The organism is Streptomyces sp. DF42, assembly GCF_058267695.1.
In genome coordinates this window covers 2,964,412-2,979,198 of sequence record NZ_CM177859.1, presented here as the reverse complement: position 1 = coordinate 2,979,198, position 14,787 = coordinate 2,964,412, and the positions used below count along the sequence as shown (strand labels likewise).

At 73.1% G+C, this 14,787-nt stretch carries 13 protein-coding genes; 4 read left to right on the top strand and 9 right to left on the bottom strand.

What is annotated here, in order from left to right:
• The first annotated feature begins 10 nt into the window (after positions 1 to 10).
• Both ACYUED_RS13610 and ACYUED_RS13605 read left to right on the top strand, forming a co-directional pair.
• Entirely contained in the window at positions 11 to 1,171 is a 1,161-nt protein-coding gene (locus ACYUED_RS13610) for a T6SS phospholipase effector Tle1-like catalytic domain-containing protein (RefSeq protein ID WP_491292543.1), read from the top strand.
• Between the two features lie 555 nt (positions 1,172 to 1,726).
• Positions 1,727 to 2,674, top strand: a complete 948-nt coding sequence (locus ACYUED_RS13605; RefSeq protein WP_491292542.1) for an anti-sigma factor RsbA family regulatory protein — start codon at positions 1,727 to 1,729, stop codon at positions 2,672 to 2,674.
• A 243-nt stretch (positions 2,675 to 2,917) separates the two neighbouring features.
• Here ACYUED_RS13605 and ACYUED_RS13600 read toward each other — a convergent pair whose 3' ends face one another.
• The 3 genes from ACYUED_RS13600 to ACYUED_RS13590 form a co-directional block, all read right to left on the bottom strand.
• Positions 2,918 to 3,955, bottom strand: a complete 1,038-nt coding sequence (locus ACYUED_RS13600) for a rod shape-determining protein (RefSeq protein ID WP_491292541.1) — start codon at positions 3,953 to 3,955, stop codon at positions 2,918 to 2,920.
• A gap of 252 nt (positions 3,956 to 4,207) precedes the next feature.
• Entirely contained in the window at positions 4,208 to 5,632 is a 1,425-nt protein-coding gene (locus tag ACYUED_RS13595; protein ID WP_491292540.1) for a carboxyl transferase domain-containing protein, read from the bottom strand.
• Entirely contained in the window at positions 5,625 to 7,070 is a 1,446-nt protein-coding gene (locus ACYUED_RS13590) for an acyl-CoA synthetase (protein WP_491292539.1), read from the bottom strand. Before ACYUED_RS13590 ends, ACYUED_RS13595 begins: the two co-directional genes overlap by 8 nt.
• A 198-nt stretch (positions 7,071 to 7,268) precedes the next feature.
• Here ACYUED_RS13590 and ACYUED_RS13585 point away from each other — a divergent pair, with 198 nt between their 5' ends.
• Both ACYUED_RS13585 and ACYUED_RS13580 read left to right on the top strand, forming a co-directional pair.
• Positions 7,269 to 8,183 (top strand): ATP-grasp domain-containing protein, encoded by a 915-nt coding sequence (locus ACYUED_RS13585; RefSeq protein WP_491292538.1) that lies wholly within the window; start codon positions 7,269 to 7,271, stop codon positions 8,181 to 8,183.
• A gap of 374 nt (positions 8,184 to 8,557) precedes the next feature.
• Positions 8,558 to 9,781: an IS110 family RNA-guided transposase gene (locus ACYUED_RS13580; RefSeq protein ID WP_491292537.1), complete on the top strand. Its 1,224-nt coding sequence runs from the start codon at positions 8,558 to 8,560 to the stop codon at positions 9,779 to 9,781.
• 212 nt (positions 9,782 to 9,993) lie between these two features.
• Here ACYUED_RS13580 and ACYUED_RS13575 read toward each other — a convergent pair whose 3' ends face one another.
• Genes ACYUED_RS13575 through ACYUED_RS13550 form a run of 6 tightly spaced genes read right to left on the bottom strand, consistent with a single transcriptional unit; the run spans position 9,994 to position 14,685 of the window.
• Positions 9,994 to 10,593 carry a hypothetical protein gene (locus ACYUED_RS13575; RefSeq protein ID WP_491292536.1) on the bottom strand — a complete coding sequence of 200 codons (600 nt, stop codon included), beginning with the start codon at positions 10,591 to 10,593 and terminating at the stop codon, positions 9,994 to 9,996.
• The gene (locus tag ACYUED_RS13570) at positions 10,559 to 11,389 is read right to left on the bottom strand and encodes an FkbM family methyltransferase (RefSeq protein WP_491292535.1); all 831 of its coding nucleotides are present in this window, start codon (positions 11,387 to 11,389) and stop codon (positions 10,559 to 10,561) included. Before ACYUED_RS13570 ends, ACYUED_RS13575 begins: the two co-directional genes overlap by 35 nt.
• Entirely contained in the window at positions 11,386 to 11,610 is a 225-nt protein-coding gene (locus ACYUED_RS13565) for a Trm112 family protein (protein ID WP_491292533.1), read from the bottom strand. Before ACYUED_RS13565 ends, ACYUED_RS13570 begins: the two co-directional genes overlap by 4 nt.
• Positions 11,607 to 12,539, bottom strand: a complete 933-nt coding sequence (locus ACYUED_RS13560; RefSeq protein WP_491294247.1) for a hypothetical protein — start codon at positions 12,537 to 12,539, stop codon at positions 11,607 to 11,609. The genes ACYUED_RS13565 and ACYUED_RS13560 overlap by 4 nt, the downstream gene beginning before the upstream one ends.
• Before the next feature lie 23 nt (positions 12,540 to 12,562).
• Positions 12,563 to 13,297 carry a class I SAM-dependent methyltransferase gene (locus tag ACYUED_RS13555; protein WP_491292532.1) on the bottom strand — a complete coding sequence of 245 codons (735 nt, stop codon included), beginning with the start codon at positions 13,295 to 13,297 and terminating at the stop codon, positions 12,563 to 12,565.
• A complete protein-coding gene (locus tag ACYUED_RS13550) occupies positions 13,294 to 14,685 on the bottom strand; it encodes a condensation protein (RefSeq protein ID WP_491292531.1) in 1,392 nt (463 codons plus the stop codon). Before ACYUED_RS13550 ends, ACYUED_RS13555 begins: the two co-directional genes overlap by 4 nt.
• Between the last annotated feature and the right edge of the window lie 102 nt (positions 14,686 to 14,787).

Sequence of the window (14,787 nt, the reverse complement as noted above, 5' to 3'; positions counted from 1 at the left end):
GGCAGCGGTCATGCCGCGCAGGATCGTCGTCTGCCTGGACGGGTCCGGCAACCAGGTGGACGCCGGCAACCCGACGAACGTGGTCAGGCTGTACGAGATGCTGGAGCCGAACGATCCGTCGAGCCAGCTGCTCTACTACGACCCCGGGGTCGGCACCATGTCGGCGGCCACCGCGCGCGGACCCCTGGGGCGGCGGCTCTCCCGGCTGGGCGGCCTCGCCTTCGGTACGGGCCTGAAGGCCAACCTCGCCGAGGCGTACACCTACCTCATGCAGCACTGGCAGCCCGGGGACGCGGTGTACGTGTTCGGGTTCAGCCGCGGCGCCTACACGGCTCGCGCGCTGGTCGGGATGCTCAACAAGCCGGGGCTGATGCGCCCGGGCGCGGAGAACCTCGTGCCGTACGCCGTGGCCAAGTACGCCTTCAACCAGGATATCGACGAGAGCGAGCAGGAGGTCGCGCGCTTCTCGCACGCGTTCTGCCGGCGCACCGAGAACGAGCCGCTGTGGGCGCAGGTGAAGCGCAACGACCCCCGGCAGGTCTCGCACCACGCCCTCCCGATCGCCTATCTGGGCGTCTGGGACACCGTGAAGGCGGCCGGCCTGCTCCGGCTGGGCGACCTGCGCTGGCCCTACACCCACTCGCTGCCCAACGCCGCCCGCATCCGGCACGCCGTGTCCCTCGACGAGAAACGGCGGCCGTACCGCGAGTTCCTGGTCAGGCCGCGCACCCCCGAGTCCGACACGGACCGGAGCACCGCGGAGGAGGTGTGGTTCGCCGGGGTGCACTGCGACGTCGGCGGGACCTTCGACCACGTCCCCGGCGCGCCGCTGCTCTCCACGATCAGCCTCAAGTGGATCACCGACGGTGTCCGGGACGACCTGGACTTCCGCCCGGGCGCCTACGCCGAGGAGACCGCGGTCTCCGAGGCCTTCGCCGACGCCACCATCCACCACAACGGCCCCCTGTGGATCCTCGCGGGCCGGCGCTCGCGCCCCGTACCCCCGTCGGCGGTGCTCCACGCGAGCGTACGGCTGCGCAGGGAACGGAACCCCGGCTACCGCCCTGACCTGGCCGGACGCGGACGCTGGGCCGACCCGGACTGGTTCAAGCCCACCTGGGGCAAGGGATCGGGAGCCGACGGGCCCGGGGCCGACGGACCACGGGCCTAAGGGGGCCTAAGGGGGCCTAAGGGTGCCCTCCTCCCCCGGGAGTAGCGGAAACCGGGCCCGCTCCTGCCGCGGAGGCAGCGCGGGTGCGTCCGTGGGCACGATGTGCCGGGGCGGCGCGCGGACCAGGCCGGCGGATGTCAGCCAGTAGACCCCCGGCCCGAGGAGCACGAGGAGGGCGTCATGAACCGCCAGATCCGCGTCCGCGTCAAACGCCGGCCCTCCACGCCCCGCGACACCACGATCGACCGCAGGACGCCCTCGGGCCGGATTCTGCCGTACTGACCGGATCCTGCCGTACCGATGGCGTGCCGAGGTCAGCCCAGGCAGTGCGTGATCGCCGTACGCAGGGCCCGGCGCAGCTCCTCCGGAGGGGCCGGGCCGTCGACCTTCGCGCCGGCCGTGACAGTCGCGGCCACCGTACGCAGGCTGGCGCCGGAGAGCTGCGAGGCCTGACGACGCCCCGGAATACACGGGCAGGCGAATGACGACCGCCCGCAGCGGGTACGCGAGCTGCTGTCGAGGAAATCGGGTGGGACAGAGGAGACGGCGGTGGTCATGAGCGCGACCGATCTCTTCGCCGCCCTCGACCCCTTCATCCACCCCGCCCTCTTCTACGGCGACGAGCACGAGTACCTGGCGGGCACCGTCCCCTTCGTGCGGGACGCGCTCCTGGCCGGCGAACCCGTCGCCGTGGCCGTGCCGACGGAGAACCTCCGGCTGATCCGGGACGAGCTGGGCGCCGCGGCCGACGCCGTGCGGTTCCTGGACATGCGGGAGGCCGGGCGCAACCCCGGCCGGATCATCCCCGGAGTGCTGCGCGCCTTCACCGACTCCCAGCCGCTCGGCACCCGGGTCAGCATCATCGGCGAACCGATCTGGCCCGGCCGTTCGCCCACCGAGTACCCCGCCTGCGTCCAGCACGAGGCGCTGATCAACGCGGCCTTCCGGGGCCGTACGGCGACCATCCTGTGCCCGTACGACACCCGGTGCCTGGACCCGCAGGTCATCGCCGACGCGTACGCCACCCACCCCACCTTCGTCCGGGGCGGCTCGGGGCGGGAGGAGGAAAGCCAGGCGTACGCGCCCGCGGACGTCGTCGCCCGCTACAACCAACCGCTGCCGCCCGTACCGGACGTGGTGTCCCACTGCTTCGAAGCGGACTCCCTCAGCGAGGCCCGGCACCTCGCGGTCGACGAGGCCGTACGGCTCGGCCTGTCGTCGGCCCGGGTCGAGGACCTGGCGCTGAGCGTGGCCGAGCTGGCCACCAACAGCGTGCTGCACGGCGGCGGTTCGGGCGCGCTCGGAGTGTGGGCCGAGGGCGGGTACGTGGTGTGCGAGGTGCGGGACAAGGGCCACCTCGCCGACCCGCTGGCCGGGCGCCGGCCCGCCGCCCGCGAGCAGCGCGGTGGCCGCGGGCTCCTCCTGGTCAACCTGGTCGCGGACCTGGTCCGGATGCACACGGGCCCCGGCGGTACGACGGTCCGCTGCTGGTTCGCCCGTTGACCGCGGCGAACGCGTCGCCGGGTAGCGAGTGCCGTGCCGCGGCGGGTGACCGGGTCGTCGGCGGGCGGCTGCCGCAGCGCCGCGTGGAGTCCGGCATCAGCACGGGCGACACGGCCGCGGTCCTCGCGGACGGTGAGGCGTCGGTTGCCGTACTCCTCGTGGCGGACCCGGGCTCGCCCGGCGTCTCGCCCGTGAGCCCGGCTCGCTCGGAGTGCCCGCGGTGCCTCGGGAGCCAGGGACGGCTCAGGTGGACATCGGGTCGAGCATCAGTGGCTCGATCTTGCCCTCCAGCATGCAGCCCAAGCCCTGCACGGCACACACGTCGGGCCGTTCGGCGATGTGCACGGGCATCTTCGTGGCCTGCCGCAGCATCTGGTCGAGGCCCGGGAGCAGCGCGCTGCCGCCCACCATCGTGATCCCGCGGTCGACGAGGTCGGCCACCAGGTCGGGCGGGCAGCCGCGCAGCACCCTTCCGATGCCGTCGAGCACGGCGGTCAGCGGCGTCTCGATCGCGTCGCGCACCGCGGCGGTGTCGACCCGCACGGAACGGGCGAGGCCGGTGGCGACGTCCCGCCCGTGGATCTCCGTGGACGTCGGGCCCTCGGAGGTGATCCCGTTGCCGGACAGGGCGATCTGCAGCGGTCGTACGGACTGGCTGGGGAGCATCAACTCATGTTCGTGGCGCAGGTGTTGGATGATCGCGTGGTCCACGGCCTCGCCGCCGACGGGAACGCGCTCGGCGGTGACGATGGATCCGAGGGAGAGCACGGCGATCTGGGTCGCGGCCGCCCCGCAGACCATGATCATGGTGGCCTCGGGCTGTTCCACGGGCAGTCCGCAGCCCACGGCGGCCGCGATGAGCGTGTCCACGAGTTCCACGCGTCGTGCGCCGAGCCCGACGAGCGTCTCCACGGCCGCGCGCCGGGCCAGCGGATCGGCGTCGTGCGGGGTGCAGGCCGCGGCGCGCAGGAAGGGCTTGCGGCGCAGGGCGCGGCGCATCTTGTCGCCGAGCAGCTGCCGGAGCATGCGCTGCGCCATCTCGATGTCGACGACGGTGCCGCCGGACACCGGGCGGATGACGCGGATGTAGTCCGGTGTGCGGCCCTTCATCTTCTCGGCGAACTCGCCCACGGCGATGAGAGCGCCGGTGCGGGTGTTCACGGCGGCGGCGGACGGCTGGTCGACGACGAGGCCTGCGCCCTTGACATAGACGCGGGTCCGGGCCGCCCCCAGATCGACGGCGAAATGGCAGCGGCGCAACTGCTCCAGACTGGCAGTCATGCGGGGGTCCTCCCGAGAGCACAGACCGTGGGGCCGCCGGGTGGCGGGCCTTATAGGCATCGTGCGGGAGGCGCGGCGGGGAGCGCGTTTTATGGGGGGCCGGGTGGGGGAGCGGCTGAATGGGGGTTTTGCTGCTTATGACGTGATATAAGGCTCGCTTAAGGGTGGCCGGGGCGAGGTGCGAGGTACGAGGTACGAGGTGCGCACAGGGATCGGCTTGGAGGAGGGGGCGAGAGACCCCGCTGACGAAGGTCAGGGCCGGGGTCGGGCCGCGGGTTCGACGACGCCGCGGATCACCCCCAGTTCCACCAGGTCCTGGGGCCGGATGCGGAGTTGGTCGGCGGTCGCCTCCACCTGGTCGGCCGGCCGCTTGAGGATCGCGGCCGCGAGCTCCGGGGCGATGACGGAGAAGTAACTGTCCGGGGTGGCCCAGGTGTTGTCCGACGCGGCCAGCGCCAGCGCACCCCCGGACCCGCCCTCGCCGATGACGAGCGTGGTGACCGGCGTACGGGCCGCCGCCACCGCGCCGAACAGCTCCGCGATCGCAGCGCCCGCGCCCTGCCGCTCCGCCTCCGCGTCGTTGGCCGCGCCCGGGGTGTCCACCAGGGTCAGCACCGGGATGCGGAGCCGGTCCGCGAGACGGATCAGCCGGGCGGCGGTGCGGTAGCCCGCCGGGCGGGTCGCGGTCCCGGCCTGGGCGGCGTAGGCGACGGTACGGCCGTCCCGCTCGCCGAAACCGCAGAGCATGCCGCCATCGGTGCCGCCGCAGCGGTCGCCGCTGAGGGGGACACGGTGGGTGAAGTAGGCATCCAGGTAGGCCTGCGCGCGGGGTCGTTCCGCCGAGCGGGCGCGCCGGACGGCCGCCCAGCCGGTGCCGGGGAGGTCACCGGCTCCGAGGGCGGCCGGAACGGGAGCCGCCGGAACGGGAGCGGCGGAGGCGGTGGGGGCGGTCGCGGGCTCGGAGCCGGCCCGAAGGGATCCCGCCCCGCCCGTCAGCAGCCGCAGCCAGCGCCCCAGCGTCACCCGCAGTTCCGCCAGAGGCACCACCGCGTCGGCCGCGCCCGCCGCCACCTGCGCCTCCGCCCGGTACGCCGTCGGGTCCGCGTCCGGCGGGCGGACCCGGGAGCCGGCGAAGCCGACCTGCGCGCCCGGCAGGGCGAGGACGACGTCGGCTCCCGCGCCCAGCGTGGCCCAGCCGCCGCCCGTCGTGGGATCCCGCAGGACGGCGATCTGCGGGAGGCCCGCCTCCCGGGTCAGCGCCGACTGGCGGGCCACACGCTGGAGTTGGGTCAGCGCGAGCATGCCCTCCTGCATACGGCTGCCACCGGTGGCGACCAGCGGGACGACGGGGAGACGGTGTGCGCGGGCGTAGGCGTACGCCGACTCCAGCCGGTCGCCGGTGCGTTCGCCGAGCGAGCCGCCGAGGAAGCCGAACTCGAAGGCGAGCAGCACGGCCCGCGTCCCCGCGACGGTCGCGGTGCCGCACACGACGGACTCCTGCTCACCGGTGCGCTCGGCGGCACGGGCACGCGAGGCGTCGTAGCCGCGCCAGGCGAGGGGTCCGTCGGGCTCGGCGTCCCCGGCCCCGAAGGCCCTTGCGGGGTGCGGGAGTTCGGTGAAGGTTGACTCGTCCGCGACCAGGGCCAGGAACGCGCGCGCGGAGAGGCGTTCAGCCACGGTTCAGCGCCCGCTTCATGATCTTCCCCATGTCGTTGCGGGGGAGGGCGGCGAGGTAGTGCACGACGCGCGGCCGCTTGTGCGGGGCGAGACGGCCGGCCACATGGTCCGCCAACTCCTGTGCGCCGGGCGGCGATTGGGGATCCTCCGGCACCACCCAGGCCACGATCCGCTCACCCAGGTCCGCGTCCGGCTCCCCGGTGACCGCGGCCTCCCGCACCCCCGGATGCTCCAGCAGCGCGTTCTCGATCTCACCGGCCCCGATCTTGTAACCCCCGCTCTTGATCAGGTCGGTGGCCTTGCGGCCGACGATGCGGACGTACCCGTCGGGATCGCGCACCGCCATGTCACCGGTGCGGAACCAGCCGTCGTCGGTGAACGCGGCCCCGGTCGCGTCGGGCCGGTTCAGGTAGCCGGTGAAGAGGTTCGGCCCGCGGACCTGGATCTCGCCCACGGTCTGTGAGTCGTACGAGGTGATGGCCGACCCGTCCTCCTCGACGAGCCGCAGCTCGACGCCGGGCAGCGGCAGGCCGACGGTCCCCGCGCGCGGCTCGCCGTCCGCCCGCACACTGGTGTTCATGAGCGTCTCCGTCATGCCGTAGCGCTCGACGACCCGACGTCCGGTCGCGGCGGCGATGCGCTCGTGGTCGTGCACGGGGAGCGCGGCGGAGCCGGAGACGAGCAGCCGCGCCGATCCGAGTGCCTTCACCAACTCCGGTTCCCCGGAGAGGGCCTGGGCGATCCGGTGGTACATCGTCGGCACGCCGAACAGCATGGTCGCGCCGGCGTTGAGCTCGCGTGCCACACCCTGGGTACTGAACCCGCCCAGGTGCCGGACACAGCCGCCGCGCCGGAGCGGGCCCAGGATGCCCAGCACCAGACCGTGCACATGGAACAGCGGCAGCCCGTGCACGAGCACGTCGTCGCCGGTCCACTGCCAGGCGTCGGCGAGCGCGTCCAGGGTGGTGGCGATCGCCCGGCGCGGGATGACGGCACCCTTGGGCGGGCCGGTGGTGCCGGACGTGTAGACGATCAGGGCGGGGTCCTCGGGGGTGACGGCGGGGGCCGGGGCGGTGCCGCCCGTGCCGTGGACGTCCACCTCGATGCGCTCCAACTCCCCCATGGCTGCCGGGAGTTCATCACCCGGTGCCGCCAGCACCGCCGACGGTGCGCTGTCGGACAGGATGTGCCCGAGCTCCCTCTCGCCCGACTTCGGGTTGAGCGGCACGGCGGCCACCCCCGCCCGCAGCGCCGCCACCACGGCCACCGCGGTCTCCAGCCCGGGCGTGGCCCAGACGGCGACCCGGCCGCCGGCCGGGATCCGGCCCGCCAGGGCGCCGGTCGCCGCGGCCAGCCCGGCATACGTCAGGGACCGGTCCCCGAACCGCAGGGCGAGGTGATCGTTCGGGTTCTCCAGGGCCGGGAAGAGAGAGGTCACGCGTCGTACTCCTGACTGTCGACGATCACTGATTGCTCCGAGCCGGGCACGACCATCATCGGGCCTCGATGCCCCGGGCCGGCCACAGGGGCGTCACGGCGGCCTCCCTCACGCCCGGTTAACCTGCTCATACCCTGCCGAGTGATCCACTGCCCCACGCACCGACGCACCGACGCACCTACGAGACCGGAGGCCGCCGTGGCCCGTGTCGCCCTCGCCACCTACGACCCCGGAGCGCACCCCAGCAGGGACCGCGACCTTCCCGTTCTGGCGCGTGCGCTGCGGGAGGCCGGGGCCGAGGCCGTCGCCGTGCCCTGGGACGACCCCGGCACCGACTGGAGCGGGTTCGATCTCGTCGTCATCCGCTCGACCTGGGACTACAGCTGGCGGGCGGGCGAGTTCGTGGCGTGGGCGCAGAAGTGCGCCGCGGTCACCCGGCTCGCCAACCCGGCCCAGGTCGTGCGCTGGAACACAGACAAGCGGTACCTCGGGGATCTCGCGGCGGCCGGCGTGCCCGTCGTCCCCACCCGGTATCTCGCGCCCGGCGACGCCCCCGGCCTTCCCGACGGCCACGAGTACGTCGTCAAGCCGACCTCGGGCGCGGGCGCCCGGTACGCCGCCCGCTACACGCCGGACGACCACGACAGGGCCGTACGACACCTCGCGCGCATGCACGAGGAAGGGCTGACCGCGATGGTGCAGCCGTATCTGTCCGGCATCGACGTCAGTGGTGAGCGTGCGCTGCAGTTCTTCGGCGGACGGTTCCTGCACGCCAGTCGCAAGGGCGCCGTGCTGGCGCCGGGCACGGCCTACGACGCCGACAAGGTGCCCCACCCGGACCTGGTGCCGTGGGCCCCCACGGAGGCGGAACTCGCCGTCGCGGAGCACGCGTTGGCCGCCGTACCGGACGCACCCCGGCTGCTGTACGCGCGCGTCGACCTCGTCGACGGGGAGGACGGGCAGCCGCGGGTGATGGAGCTGGAACTGGTCGAACCGAATCTCTTCCTCGATTTGCATCCCGGGTCGGTGCCCGCCGTGGTGGCAGCGATCTTGACGGAGGCCGGACGCCAGTGCTCCGACCGGGAAGGGTCACCGGGGAGGACTGCCGAGTAGTCTCCGCGTCGATGACGGGGACGGGTTCGCCCGTCATCGGGTCCGGCACGGCTACCCGCCACAGGTGGTGGCGCGAGCGACCGCGGCAGCCGAGTGACTCACCGGCGCTCCGCAGGGCGGCACAGAGCCTAATCAGTTCGGGGAGTCGGCCGCACGGCAGACTCCGGGTGGTAGCCGACGGCGGGTGAGCACTCATTGGGCTTGGACTTTCGAGTCCTGCTGAAAGACCGTGCCCCTGCCGTTCGGCCCGGAGAGTTGATCGCTACTGGGATGTCGTGCCTGCCGTACCTCGGCGTGAGCACTGCTTGATTAGGTCGCTGATAGTTCTCCGGCAGGCTGCTGCAGTTGATCGGTACCGGAGCGCGGGAGGACCATTGCGACTGTTCGTCGGGGATGACTGGGCCGAAGACCACCACGACATCGAGCTGATGGACTCGGCCGGGCGGCGGCTGGCCAAGGCGCGGTTGCCCGAAGGGGTGGCCGGGATGACCCGGCTGCACGCGCTGGTGGGCGAAGTGGTGGGAGAGGATACCGATACGGCCGAGGTCGTTGTGGGGATCGAAACCGACCGTGGTCCGTGGGTACGTGCCCTGGTCACGGCCGGGTATACGGTGCTGGCCGTCCACCCGCTGCAGGCCGCCCGGTTCCGTGACCGGCTTGCGGTGTCGGGGGCCAAGAGCGATCCGGGCGATGCGCATGTGCTGGCCGACATGGTCCGTACCCACAGCCACGAGCTGCGGCCCGTTGCCGGGGACAGCGCCCAGGCCGAAGCGGTCAAGGTGGTCACCCGCACCCACAAGACACTGATCTGGGAGCGCACCCGGCACACTCAACGACTGCGGCACGCGTTGCGCGACTACTTCCCCGCAGCACTGGCTGCCTTCGAGGACCTGGACGCCGCCGACAGCCTGGAACTGCTCGGCAAGGCACCCACTCCCGCCCAGGCTGCGAAGCTCACGACGGGGCAGATCAGTGCCGCGCTCAAGCGCGCCCACCGAAAGAACGTGACCGCCAAGGCGAAGGTCATCCAGGGGGCGCTGCGTGAGCAACACCTCGGCCAGCCCGAGGAAGTAGCCGCCGCCTACGCCGCGTCCATCACCGCGCTCATAGCGGTCCTGGCCACGCTGAACACCCAGATCAAGATCTTGCAAGGGCAGGTCGAGGCGCATTTTGGCCGGCACCCGGCCGCTGAGATCCTCCTTTCCCAGCCCGGAATGGGAGTCGTCCTCGGTGCCCGGGTGCTCGCAGAATTCGGCGACGACCCCGACCGCTACGCCAGCGCCAAGGCCCGCAAGAACTACGCCGGCACCTCCCCGATCACCCGCGCCTCCGGGAAGAAGAAGGTCGCCCTGGCTCGCTACGTCCACAACGACCGGCTCATCGATGCCCTGCTCACTCAGGCATTCGGCACCTTGCGCTACTCGCCCAACGCCTACGCCTACTACCAGCGACAACGCGCCCGCGGCGCCGGCCACAACGCCGCCTTGCGCCAACTCGCCAACCGCCTCGTCGGCATCCTCCACGGGTGCCTCAAAACCGGCACCCTCTACGACGAGGCAACCGCCTGGTCGCATCACGCGGAACTGGCTACGAGTTGACATCTACGCTCCTGGGATGTCTTTCAGCAGTCAGTGCCGCACGCGGCTGGACTTGGTCGGCCAGTGAACTTCCTGGCTGTTTCTGACTCCGTCAGGCAATGGGTCGGCGAAAACGGAGCGACGACGCCGTGCCGAACCCGGCAGGCACGGAACGAGCGTGAACACCTACGCGCCCACGCAGGCGGGCAGGGACGGCAAGGCCGGGGTCCGCCTCATTCGCCGACCGCCACCCGCTGCAGCAACCCCCACGTGAACTCGGCCGCCACCTCCCGCGGTACCCCCTCCCCGTCCGGGGCCGTGAAGGCCAGCCCCCATCGGGTCGGGGCCGTGCCCTCCAGCGGACGGGCGGGGGCGAACGCGCGGGCCGCCTCGTCGACCGTGCAGGACCAGGGGGTCAGGTCGGCGAGCGTCCTCAGGTCCGGCCCCTCGGCTTCCGGGGCGCGGATCAGCCATTCGTTCCACACCGCGCCGTTCGGAGCGAGCAGCACCTCGAAGCGCAGGTCGGGCCAGAGGGGGACGGGGAAGAGCCATGCCTCGCAGGCCATGTCGCCGATCTTGCGGGTGATCGTCGACTCCGGGGCACCGAGGATCGAGCGGTATCGGGAGGCGGCGGCCCGGGAACGGGGAGAGTGCAGCATCGCCTGCCAGCGCTTGTTGGCCTCTCTCATGTCGGCGATGGAGGCGCCCAGTGCGTGGCGGGCGTCCTCCACCAGGCCCGGATTGTGGTCGGCCATGCGGCGCAGCAGGACCAGCTGGAAGTCGCGGGGGGTGAAGGGGCTAGCGGGGTGCGTGGCGGACGGCATGGGAACCATGGTCGCCCACGGCACTGACACCGGGGCGCCGCCCGTCCGGGAGGAAGAGGACGGAGTTGACGTAACGGGGGTGGGAGCGGAAGGGCAGGACGCGGCCCAGCAGCCCCTGGGAGACGACGTGCGAGGCGCCCGCCTGATGGGCCTCCAGGGGGAACTGCGCGAGCGGCAGCCAGGTCGAGCCGGGCAGGACCCAGCCGGCGTAGCGCAGCAGGGAGAGGTAGGTGACGACGGGGGCGATCGGCTGGATGCGGGACTCCAGCTCGACGAAGAGGGCGGGGCGGTCGCGGGCCAGCAGACCCGTCGCCCCGCGCAGCACCGCCAGCTCGCTGCCGTCCACGTCGATCTTGATGAAGTCGACGTCCCGCAGGCCGAGTTCGTCGAGGGTGACGCAGGGGACGTGCAGGGCGTGAGCGTGGATGTCACGGCGGACCAGGGAGGACACGCCCCGGTCGCCGGCGTCGTCCGGCGGCAGCCACAGCCGGGCGGTGCCCGGGCGGTCCGAGGCGGCGGCCCGGACGACTCGGACGTTCGCCGGGGCGGCGGAGGTGAGGAGGCGGGCCAGGTGGGGGACCGGTTCGACGGTCACCACCTGGCGTGCCCGCCCCGCCAGGCGCCGGGTCCACGGGCCGTACCAGCCGCCGACGTCCACAGCGGTGCCGCAGCCGGCCGGGCACAGGTCGGACAGCCGGGCCAGCTCGGGTTCGAAGCGCGGGTAGACCGCCCGCGCGGTGGCCGCCACCAGGCGGACGGGCAGGTGCGGGGCCAGACGGGCGGCCAGGGTACGGGGTGCGGTCACGGCGAGATCCGCTCCAGGAGGGCCTCGTGCTCGTCGTCCGACACCTGCTCCCCGGAGGACGGCAGCAGCTGCGGGATGCCGTCGACGATCGGGTAGCGGCGGTGCAGACGCGGGTTGTAGAGGGCCTCGTCGGCCGTCGGCCCGTCCGGCAGGACAAGGTGCAGCGGGCCCTTGTCGAGCGGGCACGCCAGGATCCGCAGCAGTGGGTCGTCGGGCTTCATGGAGGGGTCAACTCCTTGGTGGCAATGGGGGGTTGGGGTGGAGTCGGCGGTGCCGGCTGCGGATCGTGCCGGGGCATGGCCAGGAGTACCGAGACGGCGAGGGCGGTCCCCGCCAGGCGCAGGGCGAGGCGCAGGGGGTCGTGCGGGAGGGCCTCGCCGAACGAGAGCGTGCCCAGTACGGCCGTGAACAGACAGGTCACGGTGGTGCACACGGGCACGATCAGCGAAGCCCGGCAGCGCTGCAGCGCGGCCTGCGACATGACCAGGCCGAACGCGCCGGTGAACAGCAGCAGATACGGGTACGGGGAGCCGAGCAGGCCGAGAACCGCGTGGCTCGGCCCGCTGGTCGTCAGACAACTCGACACGCCCTTGATGGCGAGCGAGCTGACCCCGTACAGCAGGCCCACGGCCACCCCGTACTCCACGCCCGTGGTCGGCGCCCGGTGCCGGTGGCGGGCGCGGCGCTCGGCGGCACCGTAGAGCCACACACCACCCGCCAGCGACGGCACGCAGACCAGCAGGATCAGCGGATACGGCGCGCTGCGGCTGACCGTGTCGGCACCCGGGCCGGCCTCCTTCAGCGACAGCACGACCATGAGCAGCGCGGCGAGGATCGCGCCGAGCGCGTACCGCTCGCGGCCCGTGGTCTCCTCGCCCAGCAGTCGGGCCGAGAGCAGGACGAGCAGGACCAGGCCGGAGACGAAGATGCCCTGGGCCGCGGCGATCGGCAGGGTCCGGTAGACGGCGAGCTGTGCGCCGAAACCGGCGGCCAGGGCGAGCGAGCCGCCGATCCAGAGGGGGCTGCCGAGCACCAGGCGCAGCAGCCGGACGGGTTGACGGATCGTCACCTCCGGCAGTGCGGCCAACGCCCGTTTCTCCAGCACGAATCCGGTGCTGTAGAGGAGGTTCGCCACCAGGGCTGCCGCCACTCCCCACCACATGGCCACGCCCCCTAGGTCTTTCGCGCGTGCAGAAGCAGGATCGAGGCGAGTGACGGTCTGGCGCAGGCCAGCCGGTCGAGCGGGCGCAGCGTGCGCGGTACGCCGTGGAAGGGGGCGCCCTTCATCTCCACGATCTCGAAACCGGACGCGGCGACGAACTCCCGCAGCGCGCGGGCGGTGTAGAGCCGCAGGTGCCCCACCACCTCCCGCCCCGGCCGGCCGTGGATCGCGCGCAGGCTGACCTCGGAGAACACGGGCTGCACACCGGCCAGCAGGAGGGCGCGGTTGTACCAGGCGGCCAGGTTCGGGGTGGAGAGCATGAGATGGCCTCCGGGGCGCAGGACCCGCCGGATCTCGTCGAGCGCCGCATCCGGGTCGACCAGGTGCTCGATGACCTCGCTGAACAGCACGGCGTCGGCACAGGCGGTCCTGAACGGCAGCCCACCGCCCCCGAGTTCACCGCGGAGGGCGTACGACAGGTGCGTGCGGGCGCGGGTGAGGGCGTCCTGGGACCAGTCGACGCCGACGATGCGATGCCCGGACAGCAGGGGCGCCGCGGTGGCGGCGGCGGTGCCGTCCCCGCAGCCGAGGTCGAGGACGGTGCGCGGGGTGCCCGTGGCCGGGCCGAGGGCGGTGGCCAGCATGCGGGCCTGGCGGAGGGTGCGGGGCGTGCCGGAGGCGACGGGGACGGCGGGATTCTCGTAGAAGTCGCTCAGGCCGGGGCCGAGCGTGGAGGTGGTGGTCATGGGGTGACCTCCGTGGAGTGCAGGTAGTGCTCGAACAGGTCCCGGAGGTGGGCGCCGTCGCCGTGGCTGAGCAGGGCGCGGGACCAGCGCAGGGCGAGGTGGAGGCGGCCCGCGGTGGACGCGGTCGTGACGGTCAGGCCGCGGGGCATACGGGCGGGGGCCGAGAACCAGACCGCGTGCGCACGGCCCGCCTCCTCGCCGAAGTCCAGCGGGTACGGGATGCGGCCGATGTTGCTGAGCAGGGTCGTCGACGTCCAGGGCGCGGCCGCTCTGCGCAGGCCCCGGGTGAGGGCGGCGCGCCAGGCCACGGGGGTGACGGGCGCGGTGAGGAGCGCGGCGCCGCGGCCGAGCTGGGGGCGGGGGAGGGATTTCAGGGCGCGGGTGCGGGTGGCCGTGCCGCGCAGGAGGGCGGGCATGTCGGCGGCGCCGTGGGCGGCCAACTCCTCTGCTCTGAAGGGGACTTCGACCAGACGGGTGCCGTTGCCGATGGGCATGCCGGCGTCCCGGGGGCGGTCGTCCACGGGCATGGTGATGCGCAGGGGGCGTGGGTGGGCGCCGTGTTCTCTGTTCCAGTGGGCGATGGTGAGGGCGGTGGTGACCATGAGCTGGTCGTTCACCGTGTAGGGGGAGCCCTTCGGGCGGTGGGGGAGGGGGAGTTCGGTGACGAGCATGCCGTTGCCGGGGGAGGGCTCGGGGATGCCGGGGGCGACGCGGGCGGGCGGGGACCAGTTGGAAGGGGCGCCGCCGGGGTCCTGGGGGGCGTCGGCCGTGCGTACGGGGGGTGCCGCGGGGGAGTTGTCCCTGCCTCCGTAGAGCTCGGCCGCGGTGGCCAGGACGCGCAGACAGGCGGGGCCGTCCAGGGCGGTGTGGTTGATGGTGAGGAAGAGGACGGTGCCCTGCGGCCGGCCCGGTGGCGGGCCGTCGTGCCTCCCGGGCGGCACACCGACGGCGTCCGTCGCCTCACTGCCCTCCGCCGGGCCCGCCCCCTCCACCACCTCCAGGCGTATCGGCGGAGAAAGGGACAGCGGCGGGGCGCTCGTCAGCGCCCGCGTCCGCGCGTCCCGCAACGCGCACCGGTCCCCCGGCGGGAAGGACACCACCTCCGCGTCCGGCCCGCTGGTCAACTCCCATTCGTAGCGCCGCCGATACCAGTGCCCCGGAGCCTCGCGCATCAGGATGCGCGGATGGCGACGCAGGGCCGCCACGAACGCCGTACGAAGCCGGTCCCGGTCCAGCCGCCCCGGCAGATGGACCTCGATGTGAACCGTCTCCGGCTCCTCCTCCTGGACACAGTGCCGGGCGACCTCGTCGACGACCGGAAACGGAATACGAACCGGCGGACGAGCCGGGCCGCCGCCGGCGCGTGCGGGGTGTTCGACGGCGGTCATTCGGGGTCGCCCCTCCCCGTGGTGGTGGCCGGGCCTTGTGTGTCCTGGTGCGGTGCCGACCGGTGCGTCGGGGCGGCGCGGAAGGGGGTGTGGCCCGGCGGG